We start from the raw sequence: 23896 nt of genomic DNA, 5'->3' as shown, positions 1-23896 counted from the left end.
AAAGGAGCACTTATGCGCTATCCAGTTGTGATTCACCCGAACGAACACTTAAAAATGAAGGCTCAACCTGTGACGATTATTACCGATGAAATTGTGCATTTACTAGAGGACATGTATGAAACAATGCTGGCCCATGATGGGATTGGCTTAGCAGCCCCGCAAATTGGGAAAAATTTGCAAATGGCAGTGATTGAAATCGATGAAGAATCTGGTCGTTTTGAACTAATTAATCCTGTGATTATTGAAAAAAAAGGAACCAGTATTGATGTGGAAGGCTGTTTAAGTATTCCAGAAACATATGGAACCGTTGAACGAGCAGATGAAGTGACTGTCCGTTATTTTGACCGTGAAGGTGAAGAAATGGAAGTTACGGCTTACGGCTATTTAGCTCGAGCTTTTCAACACGAAATTGATCATTTGAATGGCGAGTTATTTATCGACAAAATGATTGAGAAAATTGCACCAGAAGATTTAGAAGCGTATATGGAGGAACATTTTGATGACTAAAATTGTATTTATGGGCACACCAGCCTTTTCTGTTCCGATTTTAGAAAGTTTAATCGAGGCAGGCTATGACGTTCAAGCGGTTGTCACGCAACCAGATCGACCAGTTGGCCGAAAAAAAGTGATTACCCCAACGCCTGTCAAAGAAGCAGCTTTAAAACATAACTTATTAGTCTTACAACCAGAGAAAATTTCAGGTTCTCCTGAAATGGAAAAAGTGATTGACTTAGCACCAGATGTAATTGTGACAGCAGCCTTTGGGCAATTTTTACCAGAGAAAATTTTAAAAGCGCCCAAACTAGGTGCGATTAATGTCCATGCCTCACTTTTACCAAAATATCGTGGCGGCGCACCTGTACATTACTCGATTATTGAAGGAGAAAAAGAAACAGGCGTCACGATTATGGAAATGGTGAAAAAAATGGATGCTGGCGCGATTTTATCGCAACGTGCAATTCCGATTACGAAACAAGATGATGTAGGCACTATGTTTGAAAAATTAAGCATTCTAGGAAAAGAACTTTTATTAGAGACGTTACCTAAGCTAATTGCTGGCGAAATCACGCCTATTCCACAAGTGGAAGAAGAGGCTACTTTTTCACCAAATATTACTCGAGAACAAGAACGAATTGACTGGCAAAAAACCGCTGAGGCAATTGATAACCAAGTGCGTGGTATGCGTCCTTGGCCAACAGCGTTCACAACCTACCAAGGGACCAACTGGAAAATTTGGGCAGTGACACCACTGACTGAAACAACAACCAGCGCCCCAGGAACGATTATCCAACGTAGTAAAAAAGCGCTGTGGATTGCTTGTGGTGAAGGGACAGTCCTTCAAATTGATCGCCTGCAACCAGCAGGTAAAGGTCAATTAACGATTCAAGAATTTTTAAATGGCGTTGGTCAAAATGTCGCAGAAAAAGATAAGGTGGACTAACAAAAATGGCTGAAAAAATCCCCAAGAAATTAAAACGTTCTGTTCGATACGTTGCTTTAGAAACCATCGAACGTGTGGATAAAGGTGGGGCGTACTCCAATCTTTTACTTAATGAAATGATGACAAAATCAGAACTAAGCGAGAAAGATGGCCGCTTGTTTACAGAACTTGTCTACGGCACAATTAGTCGCAAATTATTGTTGGAATACTACTTAACACCATTTGTTAAGAAACCGCAAAAAGTCGATAATTGGGTGAAAAATTTATTGATTTTATCGTTATATCAATTACTTTATTTAGATAAAGTGCCCGATCATGCAGTCATTAATGAAGCGGTTGAAATTGGCAAACGTCGTGGCAATCCTGGGATTGGTAAATTCGTGAATGGCGTGCTGCGGGCGTTCCAACGAAATGGAGCACCTAGTTTGGCAGCAATTAGCGATCCAGTTGATCGTTTAGCCACGGAAATTAGCATGCCACGTTGGTTAACAGAAAAATTACTTGCCCAATTAGGCGAAGAAGAAACACGGCAGTTAGGTTTGTCATTATTTGAAAAAAGTCATGCGAGTGGTCGAGTAAACACGCGGTTTATTTCACGAGAAGAAGCGCTGGAAGAATTACAAGAAACAGGGATTGCCGCGAAGGAAAGTCAACTTTCCCCTTATGGTGTTGTCGCTGAAAAAGGCTACTTAGCTGGCAGTGAACTGTTTATTAACGGTTGTTTAACCATTCAAGATGAAAGCTCTATGCTCGTGGCTCCAGCGATGCAAATTGAACCGCATCATCGTGTCTTGGATGCTTGTGCGGCTCCTGGTGGCAAAACGACTCATATCGCAACTTTTTTAGAGGCTGAAGCAGGTGGTCGTGTGACTTCTTTAGATATTCATGCGCACAAAATTAAGCTAATTAATGAAAATGCGCAACGCCTCCATGTGGCGGATGTCGTCCAAGCAGAAAAGCTTGATGCGCGACAAGTGGCCGAAGAATTTCCCGCAGAAACCTTTGATCGGATTTTAGTTGATGCACCATGTTCAGGCTTAGGGCTAATGCGCCGTAAACCAGACATTAAATACCATAAAACGGCCAGTGATTTTCAAAATTTACCTAAAATTCAGTTAGAAATCTTAGAAAGTGTTGCCCCAACACTAAAACAATGGGGTATAATGGTCTATAGCACTTGTACTATTACGCCAGAAGAAAATCAGGAAGTAGTGGCAGCCTTTTTAGCCAAACACCCTGAATTTGAAAAAATTGAAATTGTTGCAAATGAAAACGTCCAAGCAGTAGTAAAAGAGCAAGAACTGGTTCTGTATCCCCATCAATACATGACAGATGGCTTCTTTATTTGCTGTATGCGGAAAGTTAGTTCAAATGAGGTGAAATAATTTGGAAATCAACGTTCAATCAGATGTCGGTCGCAAAAGAAATACGAACCAAGATTATGCCAACGTTTTTGAGAACCAACAACACATAACCTTTGCTGTTTTAGCAGATGGCATGGGTGGCCACCAAGCAGGTGATGTCGCTAGCCAAATGGCAGTCAATAATTTAGGTGAGAGTTGGTCCAATGCGTCTGTCGACTCAGCTGAAAAATCTGCACAGTGGTTAATTCAAGCAATTCAAAAGGAAAATGAAAAAATTTATGAATGCGGACAATCGAAACCAGAGTATTTAGGAATGGGGACAACCGTGGTTGGTGCCATCCTTTTACCGGATTCATTTGTCTTAGCAAATGTGGGGGACAGTCGTGCTTATTTAGTTCGTGACCAACACATGTTACAATTAACAGAAGATCATTCTTTAGTGAATGAACTAGTAAAATCAGGGGAGATTACTCGTGAGATGGCTGCAAATCATCCACGAAAAAATGTCCTAACACGTTCTTTGGGAATGCCTGGCACTGTCGAAGTCGATGTAACCAATCATGAATGGCTGCCTAATGACTATTTATTGTTATGTTCGGACGGCTTAACCAATATGGTTCCTGAGACAAAAATTTTAGAAATTTTAGAGACGTCAGATCCCTTAGAATCCAAATTAAGCCAACTCGTTGCCCAAGCAAATGAAGCGGGTGGTTTAGATAACATTACCGTGTTAGTGATACACTTTGACGAACAGAAGGAGGAAAACCAATGATAGAAATCGGCAAGAAGCTGAATGGTCGATATCACATTATTGGCAGCATCGGAAGCGGCGGCATGGCCAACGTCTATTTAGCACACGATTTAATTTTAGACCGAGACGTTGCAGTAAAAGTCTTGCGCTTTGACTTCCAAAACGATCAAGCCGCCATCCGACGTTTTCAGCGTGAAGCACTAGCCGCAACTGAGCTGGTTCACCCGAATATCGTCAGTGTGTACGATGTAGGCGAAGAAGATGGACTACAATATTTAGTCATGGAATATGTGAAAGGAATGGACTTAAAACGTTACATCCAAACGCATTTCCCAATTCCTTATTCCACAGTTGTGGACATTACGCAACAAATTTTATCTGCTGTCGCAATGGCACATGAACATAGAATTATTCACCGGGATTTAAAACCGCAAAACATTCTGATTGACGAACACGGCACAGTCAAAATTACTGACTTTGGGATTGCGATTGCTTTGTCAGAAACGTCAATTACGCAAACGAACACAATGTTAGGTTCGGTGCATTACTTATCGCCAGAACAAGCGCGCGGAAGCATGGCGACTAACCAATCAGATATTTACGCTGTGGGAATTATTCTCTATGAAATGTTAACGGGGAATGTACCGTTTGATGGTGAATCAGCCGTAACGATTGCCTTAAAACATTTTCAAGAAGAAATTCCTTCTGTCAAAATGTTTGATCCAGGGATTCCTCAATCATTGGAAAATGTGGTTCGTCACGCAACCGCAAAAGACCCAAGCGATCGCTACAAAACAGCGAATGAGATGGCAGAAGACTTATACACGTCCTTGTCAGCCAGTCGTTTAAACGAACCTGCGTGGGAACCAACGGCTTTATTAGGAGAAACGAAAGTATTAACTCCGATTCCCGAAGACATCGCTGAACCGGAAGAGACAACGCCTGTCGAAGTTCCAGAAGATATCGCAGATGACATTTTAGCTGAACAACCACCGAAGAAAAACCGCAAAAAATTGTGGATTGGCTTAGCAATTGCGGCATTAATTGCTTTAGCAATAGGTGGCTTAGCCTTTGCAATGTCGGGCGGTAAAGACGTTGAAGTTCCTGATGTTACAAATGAAACGAAAGCGGCCGCTTCACAAGCGCTACAAAGTGCCGGGCTGAAAGTCGATAGTGAAACCAAAAAAATTCCCGACGATAAGATTGAAGAAGGCAAGGTGGTCAAAACAGACCCCGAAGCAAAATCATCTGTGAAAAAAGGCCGATCTGTTACTTTATATATCAGCTCTGGAACAGAAAAAATTGAGATGGCCGATTATACAAAGGAATCGTATGAATCTGCTGTCGAAGCCTTGAAAAAACTAGGGTTTTCAGAAGACCAAATTACAACGAAAAAAGAATACAGTGATTCTGTGTCTACAGATAACATTATTAAACAAAAACCAGCTGCAGGTAAAAAAGTTGATCCGAAAAAAGACAACGTCACTTTAACGGTCAGTGAAGGACCAGAAGCGGTTACTTTGCCTAGTTACGCCGGTTATTCTTACACAAATGCAGTAAATGCACTGGCACAATTAGGTATTTCTGAATCTCAAATTACGCGTGTCGACCAAGCAAGCGATACGGTAGAACCAGGTTTAGTCATTACGCAAGACCCCGCACCAGGGGGCACCGTAGTACCTAAAAATGGTCAAGTGACATTATATGTAAGTAAAGGTAGCGACAAAGTGACACTTTCTGATTATAGCGGAATTTCTTACGATAATGCGGTAAGTCGCTTAATTGCTTTAGGTATCCCAGAATCTCAAATTAAACGAGTGGACGAAGAAAGCGACAAAGTTGAAAAAGATACCGTGATTAGTCAAGAACCAGCTTCTGGTACCGCTGTTGATCCGAAAAATGACACGATTACTTTACATGTCAGCAAAGGCAGCGACTCAGTAACTGTTCCTGATATTTCAGGTTATTCGCCAAAAGCTGCAGAAGACAGCATCAATAACGCTGGCCTTAAAATCAATGAACAAGGATTATCTGGCTCTGGCGATGGCCAAGTCGTTGAACGAACTAGCCCATCCGCTGGTAGCAAAGTCAAAAAAGGCGACGCTGTTACGGTTTATTATTCAAAAGCAAATGATTCAAAAAGCACCACTAGTGAAAGTAGTACGAGTAATTAAGACAAGAGGTTGGGACAGGAGTGTTTAGCTTCAAGAAATAAGAAGAAATTTCCGAAAGATGCTTTTCGTCTTTCGAGGAATTTCGGCTTATTTCTGAAGAAGCTGCTCCTGTCCCGCCGTTTATCTTAAGATTTAAGTCTAGGAAGGTAAGTCATTTCGACTTATGTCCTAGGCTCTTTTTAATTAATAGAATCGAGAGGCTCCCTTGATTTCTCTGCCACTATCCTGTATATTCGAAAGTAGTTAGGAGTGGTTTATCTGAAAGGTCAAATCAGAAAAGCGTTAAGCGGTTTTTATTATGTATACGCAGATGGAGAAACATATCAAACAAGAGCGCGAGGGAATTTTCGTAATCGAAAAATTACGCCACTCGTGGGAGATGAAGTACTTTTTGAAAGCGATAATTTAACAGATGGTTATGTGTTGGAAATTTTACCAAGACGAAATGAATTAGTGCGCCCGCCTGTTGCAAATGTGGATCTAGGTGTGGTTGTCATGAGTATGGTTTCGCCAAATTTTTCGTTTAATTTGTTGGATCGTTTCTTAGTCAGCTTAGAGTATAAGGATATAGAACCAGTTATTTATTTAACGAAAGTTGATCTATTAGATGAGCCGCAACGTCAAGAAGTCACTGAAATTAAACAGATTTATGAAGCGTTAGGTTATGCGGTGATCGCTTCGGAAGACGTAGAAGCCACCAAAGAATTAGAACGCTTTTTCCCAGAACGGTTGACTGTTTTTATGGGACAATCAGGCGCTGGAAAATCAACATTGTTGAATCAAATTTCACCAGAATTACAACTAGCAACTGCGGAAATTTCCCAATCTTTAGGACGGGGCAAACATACGACCCGTCACGTGGAATTGATTCCGTTATACGACGGTTTGGTTGCTGATACACCAGGATTTAGTGCCATCGATTTCTTGGAGATGGAAGCAGTGGAATTACCAAAGCAATTTCCTGAATTTGTTGCCGCGGCCTCTCACTGTAAGTTTCGTGAATGTATGCACCACAAAGAACCTGGTTGTGAAGTGAAACGCCAAGTGGAAGCGGGAACCATTGCGACGAGTCGTTACGAAAATTATTTACAGTTTTTAATGGAAATCGAGAATCGACGACCTGTTTATAAGAAAAAATCATAGCAAATATAAAGGGAGCGAGCCAAATGAAACTAGCACCATCCATTTTAAGTGCCGATTTTGCCAATTTAGAAAGAGATATCCGTTTAGTAGAAGAATTAGGAGCAGATTATATTCATGTTGATGTCATGGACGGTCAATTTGTGCCCAACATTACCTTAGGACCGAATATCGTTTCAGCGATTCGTCCAGTGACAAAACTACCATTGGATGTTCATTTGATGATTGTACAACCTGAAAATTATATCAATGCCTTTGCGGAAGCCGGTGCGGATATTATTACTGTCCATCAAGAAGCAACACCCCATATTCATCGTGCCTTACAAATGATTAAAAATGCGGGTGTGAAAGCTGGTGTAACCATCAATCCTGGGACACCACTTTCGATGATCGAAAATGTATTAGACTTGGCAGATCAAGTCTTGGTAATGACTGTCAATCCAGGCTTTGGCGGACAATCATTTATTGAAAACTCACTAGAAAAAATTGCTCAATTAAAAGAATGGAAAGAAACAAAAGGATACACCTATGAAATTGAAGTCGATGGCGGGATTGTTCCTGAAACTGCCGCACGCTGTAAAGAAGCTGGTGCGGAAGTGTTTGTTGCAGGCTCCTACATTTATAATGCTGAAAATCCTCAAGAACGAATCGATGCACTGAGAGCAGTGCTAGACAAATGAGTCGTGTCTTACTGGTAGCTGGCGGCGAGCCAAGTGATTGGCCAACCATTGAACCAGCTACGTATGATTATTTTGTAGGTATTGATCGCGGCTGTCTCCATTTATTAGAGGCCGATTTACCGTTACAATTAGCAGTGGGCGATTTTGATTCATTATCACGAGAAGAATACCATTTTGTCCAAGAAACTGCCGAAACACTCATCCAAGCACCTGCTGAAAAAGATGATACAGACACACAATTAGCGCTTCAAGAAGCTTTACAACGATTTCCACAAGCAGAGATGACGATTATCGGTGCGACAGGGGGCAGAATTGACCACCTGTTAGCCAATCTTTGGTTACCCTTTGAACCACGATTTCAAGGTGTACTTCGCCAAATCCGTCTATGCGATCGTCAAAATAGCATCCAGTATTACGCCCCTGGTTCGTATATCGTACAGAAAGAGCCAGATAAAGAATATCTGGCCTACTGCTGTTTGACGCCTGTAGAAAACTTGACGCTACGACGCAGTAAATATTTATTAACCAATCAAGATGTTCCTTACCCAACATCGTATGCAAGTAATGAATTTATCGAAGAAGCCGCTGCTTTTTCCTTCGATGCAGGGATGATTGCAGTTATTCAAAGTAAAGACAAGTAAAAAGAGGTTGGACCTTCAGCACTTTGCTGAAGGTCCAACCTCTTTTTTTTGCAATAAAAAAAGCCGAACAACGAACGTCCAGCTTTGCTTATTTAAGTTTATTAAACACGTTCGATTTTACCAGATTTCAAAGCACGAGTTGACACCCAAACTTTTTTAGGTTTACCATCGATTAATACGCGAACTTTTTGTAAGTTAGGTTTCACAGTGCGTTTTGTTGAGTTCATCGCATGTGAACGGTTATTACCACTTGAAGTCTTACGACCAGTGAAGTAACATACTTTTGCCATTTTAAGTTTCCTCCTTTGCCTTGATCTTGGAGCGATAATATTCAGCTCATACTAACTTAATTTATCATATTAGGCACTGATTTGCAAGAAGATTTTTAGTTGATAGTGATAAAATTAGCTTTTCAACAAACCACAAGTCTAGAACAAAGTTGACAGGAAATTACTAATTAGATTAGAATTTGATTAGAAACGTGAAAGGAGAACTGGAATGATTGAAATAATTATTTGTGAAAAACAAAAAAGGCGCAGAGAATGGCTGGAGAAATGGATTCCTCGTTTGATACTGATAGAAAAGTTTGAAATGAAAATCGTCTTATCTGTTAATGAGGGCTCCGAAGTCATTACTTATATTCAAAAAAATCCTCTAAAACCGAGGCTGATTTTTTGGGGAATTGAAGAGAATGAAGATGTACATAGTTTAGAAGCAGCGATAGCAGTTAGACAATTGGATGATGGTTTCAGTAAATTAGTATTTTTAGCAAGTAATCCTTGTTTTCTAAGGAAATCCTATGATTATAAGCTAGAGGCAATGGATTTTATTACAGAAACGGAAAAAGAACGATTGAAAAAAAGGGTGCATGAGTGCATAAGAGTCGCAAATCAACGTTTTAAACAAATAAATTTATTCAGAGGAACAGTTCAGTTAATAGAAAAACATCAAATAAGAACTGTCGATTTATCAGAAATATTATATTTAGAATCTTCTGATATTCCGCATAAAATAGTTATTCATCGAGCAACTGAGTATTTTGAAATTTATGGAACCTTAAGGGACTTTGAAAAAGAGTTTGAAATCCTATGTAGATGTCATCAATCTTTTCTGGTTAATTTAAACCATATAAAACAAGTATCAATAAAAGACCGATTAGTTAGAATGAGCAACGAGGATATTTGCTTAGTCTCGGTACGAGGAATGAAACAATTAAAACTAAAATTAATAGAACGGAATATAAAATACAAGTAGGCTGTTTTAGTAGTCGTTTAAGAAAAAACGGGTATTTTATTTAAGAATTATGCTAAGTTTATTCTAAGAGCTGATAGTAATTAGGAGGAAAGTCTATGAAAAGAAAACAACTTAAAATAATTGTTGCGATGTTCTTATTGGTAGGTTTGAGCTTGTTTTATTCTGGAAGAAAGGTAGAAGCTGCTTCAATGGCTACTACAGTGAAGAGCTCAATGGTCTATAATTATAATTTGGCTGGAAATATTTTTCGTATTGATAACTATTGGCGAACAATTTATTATAATCAATATTGTTATCGCAGTGGTCAAGGCACATATTGGGGTTCGAACGGAATCTATAAAACGAAAACAACTGCTTATTATTACAGCTACAGGTAGTGATAGGAAAAAATCAGCTCTCAGGATACAGGATTTTTTAAACTATTCTGTATCCGCTTACATAACGTTTTGGTGGAGGCTAATAAAATGATTGAACTTGATAACATAAGCAAGCGTTACGGAAATAACGAGGTTTTAAAAAATGTGACACTATCTATTGATAAGGGGAAACTGATATCATTTGTGGGGCCAAATGGTGCTGGGAAAAGTACCTTACTGAAAATAATTGCAGGGATGGCCCCCGTGGATGAAGGAACTGTTCATTTGGCTGGGACCAAAGTCAGCAATACCTTCGATGTCGTAGGCAAAGTTAGTTTCTTTTTGAATGATACAATTTTAGTGGATGGATTAAGTGGAGAAGAACATCTTTTATTATTAAATGAAACGCAATTACAAAAAGCGTATGAATTACTTGCTTATTATGCTGTACCAGAGATATTAAAGAAAAAAGTGGGTAACTATTCTTTAGGAATGCGTCAGCTCTTGCTGATTGTTTTAGCAGTGAGTTTGGATACGCCAATTATTATCTTCGATGAAGTGATGAATGGCTTAGATCCAATAAATAGAAGAAAAACGATTCAATTAATGAAAAAGTTGAAAAAAACTAAACTTGTTTTAGTGTCCTCCCATCAATTATATGATGTCCGTGATATATCAGACAGGATTGCCTTTGTTTATGACAAGAAAGTAGAAATTTATAGCAACAAATCAGAATTAGATTTGAATCAATTATATGAAAACTTGATAGAGGGGGGAGCCCATGAAATTTGAATTGTTGAAAAGTTTGAAAAATAAAAAAAATAGCATCCTTGCAATTGTTTTTTTCTTATTATGTACCTTGCAATTATTTTCGGCAATGAGAATGGTGGGAACATTTGCAATAAATAGTGAAAATAGCATAAAAGAAAATATTACTATTCTATCAGAAGAGATAAAAACTGCTAAAAATGATGAGCAACAAGCTTCGATTGATCATAAGACAAAACAATTTATTCAAGAATATATTGCATCGACAGAAAAAATACTAAATCTTTTAGAAAAACAGTTAGATAGTTTGGCAACAAAAAATTACAAAACTTATTGGAATTTGGAAAGTAAGAAGAAGGATATCCTTTTAAATTCACAATCTGTGCAAGGGCAAGATTCTTTACAAGAAAGAATTCGTTTGGAAAATGATCAGCTTTTAATTACAGAATTAAATAAAAGAAAACTGGACTTTGAAACGGACCTTGGATTGCCGATTAGAGCTTTTCCTTTTTTAATCGGGTTATGTCAGTTTCTCTCATCGGTCTTAGTTATTATTTTATTTATCGTTTTAATGGGTGACAGCCTTTCACGAGATTTTGAAAATAAAAGTTTTTATCTCTATGCTCCCGTGTTGCAAGGTTTTAAACAACTGATTTTAAAAAAGAATCTCAGTAATACGTTCCTAAGTTTTGCTCTTTTACTGGGGAGTGCAGGACTTGTTTTTCTAGTTGCTGGAATTCTCAACGGTTTCAATACAGGGGATTATCCACTGATTATTGGTAATGAACAATTAGGCTATTCTACGATAACTGTCTGGGAATTAATATTTCGCTTTATTCCTTACTATTTAATGGTTATTTTTTTTCTGAGTTCTTTCCTAACAATGATTAGTGCTCTCGTCAAAAAATCGCTAGCATCAATAGGAATTGTAATTATTTCCTATTTTGGTTATACATTAGTGGCACAAAGCGAACTACTTACTAATGTGAAAAAATTTATTCCTTACAGCTATATCGATATATTTAAAGTTGTTACATTACAAGAATTACAGATGCCACAGAACGTCTATTTAGTTGGTTTTATTATATTAGGCGCCTGTGCGATGGCATTTAATTATTTGACAGCTGTTTTTTTAAATAACGTAAAGATTTTTGAAAGGATGTAATAAATTCCTAGGCTTACTTAATTTACAGTTGAAACAAAATCAGCAGACAAGATTCAATGTACCAAGTCGAATCTTGTCTTTTTCTGCATTGACAATGCACGACAAACGTTGTAAATTGTACAAATGTTGGTAATTATGAGGAAGGGTCTAGAATATCTGACGAACTTCCTTTTAATTAAAGGCTGGATATGATAAAATGTTATGGAAGAAAATAGGGCGAATGTGCTCTTATAAGGAGGCTTTCATCAATGGCTGTAAAAATTCAAACACCCGCAGGTACCATTGAGATTACCAATGATGTGATCGCTACAGTAGTTGGCGGAGCTGCGACAGATATTTACGGAATTGTCGGAATGGCAAGCAAAAATCAAATTAAAGATAACTTAAACGATATTTTACGTCGTGAGAATTACTCACGTGGTGTCGTTGTTCGTCAAGAAGACAACGGAATCGCAGTGGATGTCTACACGATTGTTAGTTATGGTACAAAAATTTCTGAAGTTTCTCGTAACGTCCAAGAAAAAGTAAAATATAATCTTGAAACATTATTAGGTGTCACTGCGAATTCAGTTAACGTTTTTGTTCAAGGAGTTCGTGTATTACCGGATTAGAGGTAGTGTACTGTCAACGATGCAATTGCACAAGGAAGTCGTGTGTTGCCGTTAGCGGTAAATCTGAAGGAGGATTTTTTAGGTGAATGTAACAGAAATCAGCGCAGGTCAGTTCCAGGAAATGGTCCAGGCAGGTGCGACTCGTCTGCACACAAATGCAGAATATGTCAACTCATTAAACGTTTTCCCTGTACCCGATGGTGATACAGGAACAAATATGAACTTATCAATGACCAGTGGTGCAAAGGCTGTGGCCGATTCTCGCTCTGAAAAAGTAGGAGAATTAGCAGGTGCGTTATCCAAAGGGTTATTAATGGGTGCTCGTGGAAACTCTGGGGTTATTTTATCTCAATTATTCCGCGGCTTCTCAAAACAAATTCCTGAGGTTACAACATTAAATGCCAAAGACTTGGCCGCTGCCTTTACACATGGTGTAGAAACAGCGTATAAAGCAGTGATGAAACCCGTTGAAGGAACAATCTTAACAGTTTCTCGTGAAGCGGCGCGTTCTGGTGAACGTAAAGCGAAAGAAACAGATGACTGTATCGAAGTTATGACAGCTGTTGTAGCAGGCGCTAAACGTGCCTTAGCGAAAACACCTGATTTATTACCTGTCCTAAAAGAAGTCGGCGTTGTAGATAGTGGGGGTCAAGGACTACTATTTATCTATGAAGGATTTTTAGAAGCGCTTAGTGGCGAATTTTTACCAACTGAAACGTATGAACCAAGCCCTGCCGAAATGGACGAAATGGTTAATGCTGAACATCACCGTGGTGTTAGTGGCCACGTTGCGACAGAAGACATTAAATTTGGCTATTGTACAGAAATTATGGTTCGTATCGGCGAAGGCCCAACCGTGGACAGCGCTTTTGATTATGAAACATTCAGAAACTACTTAAATGAACTAGGCGATTCTCTATTAGTCGTTAACGATGACGAAATTATCAAAGTTCACGTACACACTGAGCATCCAGGTGAAGTGATGAACTACGGCCAAAAATTTGGTTCGTTAGTAAAAATAAAAGTAGACAATATGCGTTTACAACATGAAACGTTAGTTGAACGCGATGCTCAGCAAGAAGCGTTGACTGAAAAAGTTCGCGTACCGTTTGCTGTGATTGCTATTGCAGCCGGTGAAGGCGTTCAAGAATTATTCCGAAGTTTAGGTGCAAGCTACATTATTAGTGGTGGCCAAACAATGAACCCAAGTACGGAAGATATTTTAAAAGCAGTTAAAGAAGTGAATGCAGAGCAAGTCATTATTTTACCAAACAACAAAAACATCTTTATGGCGGCTGATCAAGCAGCAGAAGTTGCCGATGTACCAGTAGCGGTTGTTCCATCTAAAACCATTTCTCAAGGAATGACAGCAATGTTAGCTTTCAATGATCAACAATCATTAGAAGAAAACAAAGCAAGTATGACGGAAATGTTAGACAGCGTTGTGAGTGGTCAAGTAACCACAGCTGTTCGTGACACAACCATTGATGACGTTGAAATTAAAAAAGATGACTTCTTAGGAATGATTGATGGTAAAATCGTCGTTTCTGAAGCAGATCGTTTTAATGCATCATTAGACACGTTGAACCGCATGATTGATGAAGACACTGAAATCGTGACAATTATTGTCGGCGAAGATGGTTCAGTTGAAGAAGCTGAAAAGCTAATCGCTATTTTAGTTTCTGAAAACGATGAACTAGAAACAGAACTTCATGAAGGTGGACAACCTGTGTATCCATACTTATTCTCAGCAGAATAGGTTTTCGTGATGAAAAAATAAAAACGAATAGGCTGGTTCATTAGTTAGGGCTAATGAACCAGCCTATTTAATGAATGATCCATTTTTTTGCGTATATTAATGAGGAGGGGATTTTATGGACATCACAGATTTAGTCAGCGTATTGCCCGGTGTTGGCCCAAAACGTGCTGAAAATTTACAAGAACTGGGGATTGCTACAATTGAAGACTTATTGACGTATTATCCCTTCCGCTACGATGATATCCAAGAAAAGGATTTAAGTGATATTCAGGATCAGGAAAAAGTTACGCTAAAAGGGCTAGTGGTTTCGGAAGCAGTCGTTAGTCGGTACGGTTATAAGAAGAGCCGGTTAACGTTTCGAATGATGCAAGAACATGCGGTCATTAATGTTTCCTTCTTCAATCAACCTTTTTTAAAAGACAAAGTAGTTCTTTCCGAAGAAATTGCTGTTTATGGCAAGTGGGACGCCAAGAGAAAATCATTAAATGGCATGAAAATCTTAGCTTCTAAAGGAGACAATGAAGATTTCTCCCCCATTTATCATGTGAATAAAAAAGTCCGCCAAAGCACGTTGGTTCAGTTAATCCGCACTGCTTTTGAAGAGTATGGTTCGCTGATTGAAGAGATTTTACCGAATGATTTATTAGAAAAGTACCGCTTGATGCCTAGAAAAGAAGCAATGTGGGCGATGCATTTTCCCAGTAATCCAGAAGAAAGCCATCAAGCTAAACGGCGAGTAGTCTTTGAAGAGTTTTTCCTTTTCCAACTTAAAATGCAAGGATTGAAGAAACAAGAAAAAGCGGAAAAAAATGGCTTAGCCATTCAATATGACGTGGATCGCTTAAAAACGTTTACCCAAGGACTGCCGTTTGAATTGACAGGCGCCCAAAAAAAAGTGACCAATGAAATTTGTCGAGACTTGCGAAGTCCGAAGCATATGCAACGATTGCTTCAAGGTGACGTGGGGAGTGGGAAAACGGTAGTGGCTGCGATTGCGCTATACGCCACCATGACCGCTGGCTTTCAAGGGGCGTTGATGGTTCCGACTGAAATTTTAGCGCAACAACACATGGAAAGCTTACAGCAGTTGTTTGATCCATTAGAAGTGCGAACGGCCTTATTAACAGGTTCCACCAAAACGAAAGAACGTCGTCTAATTCTCGAAGAACTGGCCAATGGCGAGATTGACATTGTGGTAGGAACCCATGCTTTGATACAACAAGATGTCAGTTTCCATCAATTAGGTTTGGTAATCACCGATGAGCAACATCGTTTTGGTGTGAATCAGAGAAAAATATTAAGAGAAAAAGGCTTAAAACCAGATGTTTTATTTATGACGGCCACTCCGATTCCTCGAACGCTAGCCATTACAGCCTATGGCGAAATGGATGTATCAATCATTGATGAAATGCCAGCTGGACGGATTCCAATCGAAACACGTTGGATTCGGCCGCCGCAGTTAGATACTGTTTTAGAATGGATGGAAAAAGAGTTGGCTCGAGGACATCAAGCCTATATTATTTGTCCCTTGATTGAAGAATCGGAAGCCTTAGATGTGAAAAATGCAACAGAAATTTTTGAACATATGCAAAGCTTTTATTCCCCAAGATATCAAGTGGGATTACTACATGGTAAAATGAAAAACCAAGAAAAAGATGACATTATGCAGGAGTTCAAAGACAATCAGCTACAATTACTGGTTTCTACCACCGTTATTGAAGTTGGCGTGAATGTACCAAATGCCACGGTGATGTTAATTATGGATGCGGACCGGTTTGGGTTAGCACAGTTACATCAGTTACGGGGCCGTGTGGGGCGTGGCTCCAGTGCATCTTATTGTATTTTAGTGGCCAATCCGAAAAATGAAATGGGCGTTGAGCGTATGAAAATCATGACAGAAACCACCAATGGTTTTGTCTTGAGTGAGCGTGATTTGGAACTTCGCGGACCTGGGGAAGTGTTCGGTGCACGGCAATCAGGGGTGCCTCAATTTGCGGTAGGAGATATCGTGACGGACTTTAATATTTTAGAAGTTGCGCGCCAAGAAGCAAGTGCCCTATGGCAAGTGAAAGAGTGGTGGCAATATCCTGCTTATCAAGCCTTAGCCAATCGAGTGAAACCCCAAGATGAGGCGGCCCAATTTTTCGATTAGAAGAGGTAATTTTTGAAGCCAGAAAGTAAAAGCCAATGCGTATTTCTTTGAAAAAAATATGTTATACTTGTTAGGAAACAAAAAAGTAGGAGGGAATCACTCATGAAAATTGCTGTAGATGCAATGGGTGGAGATAACGCCCCACAAGCGATTGTTGAAGGGGTTATGCTAGCCAAACAAGACTTCCCAGACATTGAATTTCAATTATATGGAAAAGAAGCCGAAATAAAAAAATACATCACCGATGAAAAAAACATTACGATTATTCATACCGATGAAAAAATTGCTAGTGACGATGAGCCAGTGAAGGCAATCCGTCGTAAGAAAACTGCTTCCATGGTTTTAGCAGCGCAAGCAGTTAAAAATGGGGAAGCCGATGCGATTTTTTCTGCAGGCAACACCGGAGCGCTATTAGCAGCGGGTCTGTTCATTGTCGGCCGCATCAAAAATGTGGAACGTCCCGGTTTGATGTCAACTTTACCTGTCATGGGAGAACCAGACAAAGGGTTTGACATGTTAGATTTAGGAGCCAATGCAGACAATAAACCAGAACATTTGGTTCAGTATGCCGTTTTAGGTTCATTCTATGCTGAAAAAGTTCGGAACGTTCAGAATCCTCGTGTCGGTCTATTAAATAACGGAACTGAGGAAACAAAAGGCAGTGAATTAACGAAAAAAGCCTTCGAATTGTTAGCAGCAGATGAAACGATTAATTTTGTCGGAAACGTTGAAGCACGAGAATTATTAAATGGCGTAGCTGACGTGGTGGTGACAGATGGCTTCACAGGGAATGCCGTTTTAAAATCCATCGAAGGCACAGCTATGAACATGATGAGCTTGCTGAAAACAGCGATTCTTTCTGAAGGTGTCAAAGGAAAAATGGGTGCCTTATTATTAAAGAATGCGTTGCGTGGCATGAAAGACGAAATGGACTACTCAAAACATGGGGGAGCGGTTTTATTTGGCTTAAAAGCGCCAGTCATTAAAACGCATGGGGCCACGGGTCCTGATGCCGTCCGCTACACCATTCGTCAAATTCATACAATGTTAGAAACCCAAGTTGTCCCACAATTAGTGGAATATTATGAAGGCAAAGCAGAGTAATTTGCAATTGTCTTGACATCAGTTTGTTACTCAAATGAAAAAAAGATGGACAAATACCCAAATTGTGAGTACAATGTATCTTAGCGTTTTAGTAAAAGAAAGAACCTTTTTTCAAAAGCAGTGGAGGTGAATACAGTTGACTCGTGAAGAAGTACTTCAAAAAGTAGCGAAGATTATCTCAAACCACTTTGATATTGAAGCGGATCAAGTAACAGATCAATTAAACATTAAAGATGATTTGAACGCTGACTCAATTAGCGTAATGGAGTTTGTTTTAGAACTTGAAGATGAATTTGGAACAGAGATTTCAGATGAAGATGCAGAAAAAATTGAAACAGTTGGTGCCGCTGTAGATTATATTGTGAGTAATTCATAAAAAATAATAAGACAAAGTCGATTAACATTCCTGTTAATCGACTTTTTTTGCGTACATAATGGTTATTTTATTAAGCAATAAGGCTATTTTTACACATATTTTTGTAAAAAAAATCATACATGTAAAAAAATAACTGCGAAAAAAGTTATTTTATCTTGCTTTTTATGGAATAATTCTATAAAATTATGAAAAAACAATGAGCTGTAAGTTAACATTAATAAAAATTAGAAAGTGCTATCATTAAATATTAGTTAATTTATATAATGTTTTTGAAAGGACGTAAGGGGTGCGTATGGATGCAAGGAAATGAACAATTACTAGAGGTTTCAGGATTAGAAACAGCATTTAGAATCAAAGATGATTATTATAATGCCGTCGATGATGTTTCATTTGAATTGAAGAAAAATGAGATTCTGGCAATCGTCGGAGAATCTGGTTGTGGAAAAAGTACCTTAGCAACAACGATTATGGGTTTACATGATCCCAATCATACCAAAATTACTGGGGAAATTTTATACAACAATTTAAACTTAACTACGTTTAATGAAACATTGTACAACAAAGTCAGAGGAAACGATATTGGGATGATTTTCCAAGATCCGTTGTCTGCACTGAATCCGCTCATGCGAATTGAAGACCAAATTAAAGAAAGTCTCACGTATCATACCAAAATGACCGCACAACAAAAACAAGCACGGGCCATTGAACTGTTAGATCAAGTGGGGATTCCCAACCCAGAGCGTGTCGGGAAACAGTATCCTCATGAATTGTCTGGCGGCATGCGCCAACGGGTGATTATTGCCATTGCAATCGCGTGTAAACCACCGATTTTAATTGCAGATGAACCAACAACGGCCTTAGACGTTACCATTCAGGCACAAATTCTCGATTTGTTAAAAGATTTGCAAGAAGAAACAGGGAGCGGCATTATTTTAATTACCCATGACTTAGGTGTAGTTGCGGAAATGGCTGATCGTGTAGCGGTTATGTATGCGGGTCAGTTTGTAGAAGTAGCCACTGCTGAAGAATTGTTTAGTCATCCGAAACATCCATATACACGTTCCTTACTTCAGTCCATTCCCCAAGAGAATTCCGATGAAGAAGAACTTCATGTGATTGAAGGGATTGTTCCTTCGTTAACCAAATTACCTAGAAAAGGTTGTCGGTTTGCCCCACGAATTCCTTGGATTGATGCATCGGAACATGAAGAAAATCCAACATTACATGAAGTTGCACCGAATCATTTTGTTCGTTGTACATGTTATAAACATTTTCATTTTAGAGACGGGGAAGGGGAAGCGTAATGACAGAAATTATTCAAATTAAAGATTTAAAAGTTCATTATCCAATTCGCAGCGGCTTCTTCAATCGAATCACTGATCATGTTTTGGCGGTTGATGGTGTGGATTTCATGATTGAACAAGGTAAAACGTATGGGTTAGTTGGTGAATCGGGTTCTGGAAAATCAACAACAGGAAAAGCAATTATTGGTTTAGAAAAAATTACAAATGGTGAAATTATTTATCAAGGACAAGATGTAACCAAGCCGCGAAGTCGAAAAGCGATTGGATACAACAAAGATGTCCAAATGATTTTCCAAGATTCGATGTCAAGTTTAAACCCTAAAAAACGAGTACTAGATATTATCGCCGAACCAATTCGAAATTTTGAACGGTTAAGTGACCAAGAAGAAAAGAAAAAAGTCAAAAGTTTGTTGGACATTGTGGGGATGCCAGAAGATGCGTTGTACAAATATCCTCATGAATTTTCTGGTGGGCAACGCCAACGTTTAGGCGTCGCCCGAGCGGTGGCTACCAGCCCCAAATTAATTATTGCAGATGAACCTGTTTCAGCACTGGACTTATCTGTGCAAGCACAGGTATTGAATTTTATGAAAAACATTCAACAGGAATATGGGTTAAGTTACTTATTTATTTCCCATGATTTGGGCGTAGTTAAACATATGTGTGACAACATTGCCATTATGTACAAAGGCCGTTTTGTAGAAATCGGTACACGCCAAGATATTTACACTAATCCACAACACATTTATACCAAACGCTTACTTTCAGCAATTCCTAAAATTGACGTAGCGAACCGAGAAGCTCATAAAGAAGAACGAAGAAGAGTTGAGCAAGAGTATCGGGAAAATCATAAAGACTATTATGATGAAAATGGGCGGGTTTATAACTTACATTCGATTAGTCCAACCCACCAAGTAGCGTTAAAAAATGGAGGTGCTGAATAATGTGGAAAACAATTTTACGCCGTTTGTTATTGATGATTCCGCAAGTGATTATTTTAAGTGTCTTGATTTTCCTGTTGGCTAAAATGATGCCTGGTGATCCGTTTACAGGATTGATTAATCCGAACCAAGACCCGAAAGTGATTGAAGCCATGCGCGAAGCTGCCGGGTTAAATGATCCTTGGTACGAACAATATTTCCGTTGGATTGGCAATGCCTTACATGGAGATTTTGGTCATAGTTTTATCTTTAAATTACCTGTGTCCACGCTCATTGCTGGTCGGGTGGGGAATACGATTGCATTGGCCGCTGTGTCAGTTATAATCACGTATTTAATCGCCATTCCTTTCGGTTTAATTGCTGGCCGTTACCAAAATTCATGGTTTGACAAAATGGTGGTTATCTACAACTTCTTCAGTTTTGCCGTACCATTATTCATCTTTGCCTTGATTATGCTCTTTATTTTTGGGTATCGCTTAGACTGGTTCCCAACGAGTGGAACCGTGACTGTTGGTTTGGCTGAGGGAACGTGGCCGTATTATTTAGATAAACTGAAGCATTTAATTTTACCAGGGGTCACTCAAGCGTTGCTAGGGACAGCGGTCACTATTCAATATTTGCGCAGTGAAGTGATTGATGTTAAAAACATGGACTTTGTTCGTACTGCTCGTTCAAAAGGAGTGCCAACGAATAAAATTTTTAATCGACACATTTTTAGAAATGCAGCATTACCAATTGCCTCTCAATTAGGTTATGAAATTACTGCTTTGATTGCCGGATCAGTCGTTATTGAAAAGATTTTTGCTTTCCCAGGAATTGGAAAATTATTTATTGATAGTATCATTCAACGTGACTATTCCGTTATTACCGCTCTCGTGTTGATTTTGGGATTGGCAACCCTTATCGGAACCTTAATTTCTGATATTGTAATGAGTATTGTTGATCCAAGAATTCGAATTCAGTAGAAAAAACACGAAGAAAGGGTGATAAAAATGGAATTGACAGAAGAAAAAAGAGAAGAAGTCTTACAAGAAAGTATTCCACCAATGGGCTTTCGGATGATTGCGCGAGAATTCGTCAAAGAAAAAATGGCGATGTTTTCTTTAATCCTTTTGGTCATTATCTTATTAGCCGTTTTTATCGGTTCGTTAGTGTTAGACCAAAGTGCCGTTATGCATGTAAGTATTTTAGATAAATATGCGGAACCAGGTACCGTTACAATGAATGGCACCAAGTTCATTTTAGGTGCCGATGAAGGGGGTCGTGATGTTTTAGGACAATTGATTATCGGGGCTAGAAACTCGATTTTAATCGGTTTTGCCATTACGATTATTACGTCTATTATCGGGGTCGGTTTAGGGATTATTTCCGGTTATTATGGAGGCATGATTGATAATATTTTGATGCGTATCGTGGATTTTATTATGATTTTGCCAATTATGTTAATTATTATTGTGTTCGTTTCCGTGATTCCTAAATATAGTATCTGGTCCTTTATTTGGATTATGTGTGCGTTTTATTGGGTTGGAAAAGCGCGGTTGTTCCGCAGTAAAACGTTATCTGAAGGGCGCCGAGATTACGTTAGTGCCTCTAAGACAATGGGAACAAGCGATTTTAAAATTATGTTTCGAGAAATTATGCCGAATTTAAGTTCATTAATTATTACGAACTTAACGATTAATTTCGCGGCCAATATCGGGATCGAAACAACGTTAACTTTCTTAGGCTTCGGGTTACCACAAAGTGTCCCAAGTTTAGGAACCTTAATTGGCTACGCCAGCAGTGGGGATGTATTAGTCAATAAACAATGGGTTTGGTTACCTGCATCAATTCTAATTTTAGTCTTGATGTTAAGTATAAACTATGTTGGACAAGCATTTAAGCGCTCAGCAGATGCACGACAACGATTAGGCTAATTAGCCAAAAAATGAGGGAGGAAAAGAGATGAACAAGAAACGGATTTTAGGTGCAATCACGTTAGCTTCTGTGTTAGTATTCGGGTTAGCTGCATGTGGTGGCGGTAATAAAGGCGGGGGCAATAAAGCAACGGAAACAGAAGACATTTCAAAAATGCCAATCGCTGTTAAAAATGATAAAAAAGCAATTGATGGCGGGACATTAGATGTCGCTGTAGTTATGGATACACAATTCCAAGGACTTTTCCAGCAAGAATTTTATCAAGACAACTATGATGCACAATACATGCTTCCAACGGTACAGCCATTATTTAACAATGATGCAGACTTTAAGATTGTCGATGGGGGTCCTGCGGATCTGAAATTAGATGAAGATGCCAATACAGCAACCATTAAATTACGTGACAATTTGAAATGGTCTGATGGTAAAGATGTGACAGCCGATGACGTGATTTTCTCTTATGAAGTCATTGGTCATAAAGACTATACAGGGATTCGTTATGATGATAACTTTACGAATATTGTTGGCATGGAAGACTACCATGATGGTAAATCGCCAACCATTTCTGGCATAGAAAAAGTCAATGATAAAGAAGTTAAAATCACTTACAAAGAAGTTCACCCAGGAATGCAACAATTAGGTGGCGGTGTTTGGGGTTCAGTTTTACCAAAACATGCCTTTGAAGGAATTGCTGTTAAAGACATGGAATCAAGCGATGCAGTTCGTAAAAACCCTGTGACTATTGGACCATACTACATGAGTAATATTGTGACAGGTGAATCTGTTGAATACCTACCAAATGAGTATTACTACGGTGGCAAACCTAAATTAGATAAATTAGTGTTCAAATCTGTTCCTTCTGCGAGCATTGTAGAAGCGATGAAAGCGAAACAATACGATATTGCATTATCAATGCCAACAGATACGTATCCAACCTACAAAGATACTGAAGGGTATCAAATCTTAGGACGTCCCGAACAAGCCTACACGTATATTGGCTTTAAAATGGGTACGTTTGACAAAGAAACAAATACAGTGAAATACAATCCAAAAGCTAAAATGGCAGATAAAAGCTTACGTCAAGCCATGGGCTATGCAATTGACAATGATGCAGTCGGCCAAAAATTCTACAACGGCTTACGAACAGGGGCAACAACGTTAATTCCACCAGTCTTCAAGAGCTTGCATGATAGCGAAGCGAAAGGCTATACGCTTGATTTAGACAAAGCGAAAAAATTATTAGATGATGCTGGTTATAAAGACGTAGACGGCGATGGCATTCGCGAAGACAAAGAAGGCAAACCACTAGAAATCAAGTTTGCTTCAATGTCAGGCGGCGAAACTGCACAACCACTTGCTGATTACTATGTCCAACAATGGAAAGAAATTGGCTTAAACGTAACGTATACAACAGGACGCTTAATTGATTTCCAAGCATTCTATGATAAATTGAAAAATGATGATCCAGAAGTAGATATCTATCAAGGCGCGTGGGGCACAGGTTCAGATCCTTCACCAACCGGCTTATATGGTCCAAACTCAGCCTTTAACTACACACGTTTTGAGTCAGAAGAAAATACTAAATTACTTGATGCGATCGATTCAAAAGCATCATTTGATGAAGAAAAACGTAAAAAAGCCTTCTACGATTGGCAAGAGTATGCCATTGATGAAGCATTTGTAATCCCAACGCTTTACAGAAATGAAGTCTTGCCTGTCAACGACCGTGTAGTTGACTTTACTTGGGCAGTTGATACGAAAGATAATCCATGGGCAACGGTGGGTGTCACTGCGGAAAAACGTTAAACAACGTTCCGCTGATTTAATAGAGATAGAACGAGGTCGGGACAGAAGTGTTTAACTCCGAGAAATAAGGAGGAGTTGCTTCTGTTCCCGCCGTTTATCAGTTTTTGAGCGTGGCGCAAAAATCCAAAGTGATTTTTGTCCCACGCTCTTTCTATCTCTTACGTAAACAAACGCTTTTATCTCAGTCATAGC

The 23896-nt window shown here is 39.0% G+C and carries 23 protein-coding genes; 22 read left to right on the top strand and 1 reads right to left on the bottom strand.

The features are described 5' to 3' along the window. Positions 1 to 12 precede the first annotated feature (12 nt). The 8 genes from def (at position 13) to IGJ52_RS12465 (ending at position 8191) form a co-directional block, all read left to right on the top strand. Entirely contained in the window at positions 13 to 507 is a 495-nt protein-coding gene (gene def, locus IGJ52_RS12500) for a peptide deformylase (RefSeq protein ID WP_438792151.1), read from the top strand. After that, positions 500 to 1441: a methionyl-tRNA formyltransferase gene (gene fmt / locus IGJ52_RS12495; RefSeq protein ID WP_002383238.1), complete on the top strand. Its 942-nt coding sequence runs from the start codon at positions 500 to 502 to the stop codon at positions 1439 to 1441. The genes def and fmt overlap by 8 nt, the downstream gene beginning before the upstream one ends. Positions 1442 to 1446: 5 nt before the next feature. After that, positions 1447 to 2826: a 16S rRNA (cytosine(967)-C(5))-methyltransferase RsmB gene (gene rsmB, locus IGJ52_RS12490; RefSeq protein WP_033625858.1), complete on the top strand. Its 1380-nt coding sequence runs from the start codon at positions 1447 to 1449 to the stop codon at positions 2824 to 2826. A 1-nt stretch (position 2827) separates the two neighbouring features. Continuing rightward, entirely contained in the window at positions 2828 to 3577 is a 750-nt protein-coding gene (locus IGJ52_RS12485) for a Stp1/IreP family PP2C-type Ser/Thr phosphatase (RefSeq protein WP_010816832.1), read from the top strand. Continuing rightward, positions 3574 to 5730, top strand: coding sequence for a serine/threonine protein kinase IreK (ireK, locus tag IGJ52_RS12480; RefSeq protein ID WP_010824012.1), 2157 nt, complete (start codon positions 3574 to 3576; stop codon positions 5728 to 5730). Before IGJ52_RS12485 ends, ireK begins: the two co-directional genes overlap by 4 nt. Positions 5731 to 5979: 249 nt before the next feature. Continuing rightward, on the top strand, positions 5980 to 6873 hold the full coding sequence (gene rsgA / locus IGJ52_RS12475) for a ribosome small subunit-dependent GTPase A (RefSeq protein WP_002359046.1): 894 nt from the start codon (positions 5980 to 5982) through the stop codon (positions 6871 to 6873). Positions 6874 to 6896: 23 nt separating this feature from the next. Then, on the top strand, positions 6897 to 7550 hold the full coding sequence (gene rpe, locus IGJ52_RS12470; RefSeq protein WP_002354925.1) for a ribulose-phosphate 3-epimerase: 654 nt from the start codon (positions 6897 to 6899) through the stop codon (positions 7548 to 7550). Then, positions 7547 to 8191 carry a thiamine diphosphokinase gene (locus tag IGJ52_RS12465; protein WP_033600674.1) on the top strand — a complete coding sequence of 215 codons (645 nt, stop codon included), beginning with the start codon at positions 7547 to 7549 and terminating at the stop codon, positions 8189 to 8191. Before rpe ends, IGJ52_RS12465 begins: the two co-directional genes overlap by 4 nt. 101 nt (positions 8192 to 8292) lie before the next feature. Here the strand turns inward: IGJ52_RS12465 and rpmB are convergent, their stop codons facing one another. Further along, entirely contained in the window at positions 8293 to 8481 is a 189-nt protein-coding gene (gene rpmB / locus IGJ52_RS12460; RefSeq protein ID WP_002354928.1) for a 50S ribosomal protein L28, read from the bottom strand. 208 nt (positions 8482 to 8689) lie between these two features. On the opposite strand from rpmB, the gene IGJ52_RS12455 reads away from it, so the two are divergent. The 14 genes from IGJ52_RS12455 to opp2A all read left to right on the top strand — a co-directional run bounded on the left by IGJ52_RS12455 (position 8690) and on the right by opp2A (position 23704). Continuing rightward, on the top strand, positions 8690 to 9445 hold the full coding sequence (locus IGJ52_RS12455) for a LytR/AlgR family response regulator transcription factor (RefSeq protein WP_002383243.1): 756 nt from the start codon (positions 8690 to 8692) through the stop codon (positions 9443 to 9445). A 95-nt stretch (positions 9446 to 9540) separates the two neighbouring features. Beyond that, positions 9541 to 9822 (top strand): hypothetical protein, encoded by a 282-nt coding sequence (locus tag IGJ52_RS12450; RefSeq protein ID WP_002367429.1) that lies wholly within the window; start codon positions 9541 to 9543, stop codon positions 9820 to 9822. A gap of 87 nt (positions 9823 to 9909) precedes the next feature. After that, entirely contained in the window at positions 9910 to 10593 is a 684-nt protein-coding gene (locus IGJ52_RS12445) for an ATP-binding cassette domain-containing protein (protein ID WP_010713717.1), read from the top strand. Positions 10594 to 10678: 85 nt separating this feature from the next. Next, positions 10679 to 11734 carry an ABC transporter permease gene (locus IGJ52_RS12440; protein ID WP_002415997.1) on the top strand — a complete coding sequence of 352 codons (1056 nt, stop codon included), beginning with the start codon at positions 10679 to 10681 and terminating at the stop codon, positions 11732 to 11734. A gap of 248 nt (positions 11735 to 11982) precedes the next feature. Beyond that, the gene (locus IGJ52_RS12435) at positions 11983 to 12345 is read left to right on the top strand and encodes an Asp23/Gls24 family envelope stress response protein (protein WP_002354933.1); all 363 of its coding nucleotides are present in this window, start codon (positions 11983 to 11985) and stop codon (positions 12343 to 12345) included. Between the two features lie 82 nt (positions 12346 to 12427). After that, a complete protein-coding gene (locus IGJ52_RS12430) occupies positions 12428 to 14104 on the top strand; it encodes a DAK2 domain-containing protein (protein ID WP_002354936.1) in 1677 nt (558 codons plus the stop codon). 115 nt (positions 14105 to 14219) lie between these two features. Then, positions 14220 to 16256, top strand: coding sequence for an ATP-dependent DNA helicase RecG (gene recG / locus IGJ52_RS12425; protein ID WP_438792150.1), 2037 nt, complete (start codon positions 14220 to 14222; stop codon positions 16254 to 16256). 102 nt (positions 16257 to 16358) lie between these two features. Further along, complete coding sequence (gene plsX, locus IGJ52_RS12420; protein WP_002354938.1) at positions 16359 to 17360, top strand: phosphate acyltransferase PlsX; 1002 nt, start codon at positions 16359 to 16361, stop codon at positions 17358 to 17360. 136 nt (positions 17361 to 17496) lie between these two features. Continuing rightward, on the top strand, positions 17497 to 17736 hold the full coding sequence (gene acpP / locus IGJ52_RS12415; protein WP_002354939.1) for an acyl carrier protein: 240 nt from the start codon (positions 17497 to 17499) through the stop codon (positions 17734 to 17736). Positions 17737 to 17999: 263 nt separating this feature from the next. Next, positions 18000 to 19040, top strand: coding sequence for an oligopeptide ABC transporter ATP-binding protein Opp2D (opp2D, locus tag IGJ52_RS12410; RefSeq protein ID WP_002365359.1), 1041 nt, complete (start codon positions 18000 to 18002; stop codon positions 19038 to 19040). Then, positions 19040 to 19984 carry an oligopeptide ABC transporter ATP-binding protein Opp2F gene (opp2F, locus tag IGJ52_RS12405; RefSeq protein WP_002415658.1) on the top strand — a complete coding sequence of 315 codons (945 nt, stop codon included), beginning with the start codon at positions 19040 to 19042 and terminating at the stop codon, positions 19982 to 19984. The genes opp2D and opp2F overlap by 1 nt, the downstream gene beginning before the upstream one ends. Next, positions 19984 to 20946, top strand: a complete 963-nt coding sequence (gene opp2B, locus IGJ52_RS12400) for an oligopeptide ABC transporter permease Opp2B (RefSeq protein WP_002354943.1) — start codon at positions 19984 to 19986, stop codon at positions 20944 to 20946. Before opp2F ends, opp2B begins: the two co-directional genes overlap by 1 nt. A 27-nt stretch (positions 20947 to 20973) precedes the next feature. Then, positions 20974 to 21897: an oligopeptide ABC transporter permease Opp2C gene (gene opp2C, locus IGJ52_RS12395; RefSeq protein WP_002365358.1), complete on the top strand. Its 924-nt coding sequence runs from the start codon at positions 20974 to 20976 to the stop codon at positions 21895 to 21897. A gap of 28 nt (positions 21898 to 21925) precedes the next feature. Beyond that, positions 21926 to 23704, top strand: a complete 1779-nt coding sequence (opp2A, locus tag IGJ52_RS12390) for an oligopeptide ABC transporter substrate-binding protein Opp2A (protein ID WP_002408275.1) — start codon at positions 21926 to 21928, stop codon at positions 23702 to 23704. The last annotated feature ends 192 nt before the right edge of the window (positions 23705 to 23896 follow it).

It is taken from the genome of Enterococcus sp. DIV1758, assembly GCF_051711985.1.
Taxonomy (GTDB): Bacteria; Bacillota; Bacilli; order Lactobacillales; family Enterococcaceae; genus Enterococcus; species Enterococcus faecalis.
This window is presented reverse-complemented; position numbering and strand designations above follow the sequence as displayed.

Coding starts and splice junctions, on each gene's coding strand:
- def (WP_438792151.1), top strand. CDS start 13: ATGCGCTATCCAGTTGTGATTCACCCGAACGAACACTTAAAAATGAAG.
- fmt (WP_002383238.1), top strand. CDS start 500: ATGACTAAAATTGTATTTATGGGCACACCAGCCTTTTCTGTTCCGATT.
- rsmB (WP_033625858.1), top strand. CDS start 1,447: ATGGCTGAAAAAATCCCCAAGAAATTAAAACGTTCTGTTCGATACGTT.
- ireK (WP_010824012.1), top strand. CDS start 3,574: ATGATAGAAATCGGCAAGAAGCTGAATGGTCGATATCACATTATTGGC.
- rpe (WP_002354925.1), top strand. CDS start 6,897: ATGAAACTAGCACCATCCATTTTAAGTGCCGATTTTGCCAATTTAGAA.
- IGJ52_RS12465 (WP_033600674.1), top strand. CDS start 7,547: ATGAGTCGTGTCTTACTGGTAGCTGGCGGCGAGCCAAGTGATTGGCCA.
- rpmB (WP_002354928.1), bottom strand. CDS start 8,481: ATGGCAAAAGTATGTTACTTCACTGGTCGTAAGACTTCAAGTGGTAAT.
- IGJ52_RS12455 (WP_002383243.1), top strand. CDS start 8,690: ATGATTGAAATAATTATTTGTGAAAAACAAAAAAGGCGCAGAGAATGG.
- IGJ52_RS12450 (WP_002367429.1), top strand. CDS start 9,541: ATGAAAAGAAAACAACTTAAAATAATTGTTGCGATGTTCTTATTGGTA.
- IGJ52_RS12445 (WP_010713717.1), top strand. CDS start 9,910: ATGATTGAACTTGATAACATAAGCAAGCGTTACGGAAATAACGAGGTT.
- IGJ52_RS12440 (WP_002415997.1), top strand. CDS start 10,679: ATGAGAATGGTGGGAACATTTGCAATAAATAGTGAAAATAGCATAAAA.
- IGJ52_RS12435 (WP_002354933.1), top strand. CDS start 11,983: ATGGCTGTAAAAATTCAAACACCCGCAGGTACCATTGAGATTACCAAT.
- recG (WP_438792150.1), top strand. CDS start 14,220: ATGGACATCACAGATTTAGTCAGCGTATTGCCCGGTGTTGGCCCAAAA.
- plsX (WP_002354938.1), top strand. CDS start 16,359: ATGAAAATTGCTGTAGATGCAATGGGTGGAGATAACGCCCCACAAGCG.
- opp2D (WP_002365359.1), top strand. CDS start 18,000: ATGTTTTTGAAAGGACGTAAGGGGTGCGTATGGATGCAAGGAAATGAA.
- opp2F (WP_002415658.1), top strand. CDS start 19,040: ATGACAGAAATTATTCAAATTAAAGATTTAAAAGTTCATTATCCAATT.
- opp2B (WP_002354943.1), top strand. CDS start 19,984: ATGTGGAAAACAATTTTACGCCGTTTGTTATTGATGATTCCGCAAGTG.
- opp2C (WP_002365358.1), top strand. CDS start 20,974: ATGGAATTGACAGAAGAAAAAAGAGAAGAAGTCTTACAAGAAAGTATT.
- opp2A (WP_002408275.1), top strand. CDS start 21,926: ATGAACAAGAAACGGATTTTAGGTGCAATCACGTTAGCTTCTGTGTTA.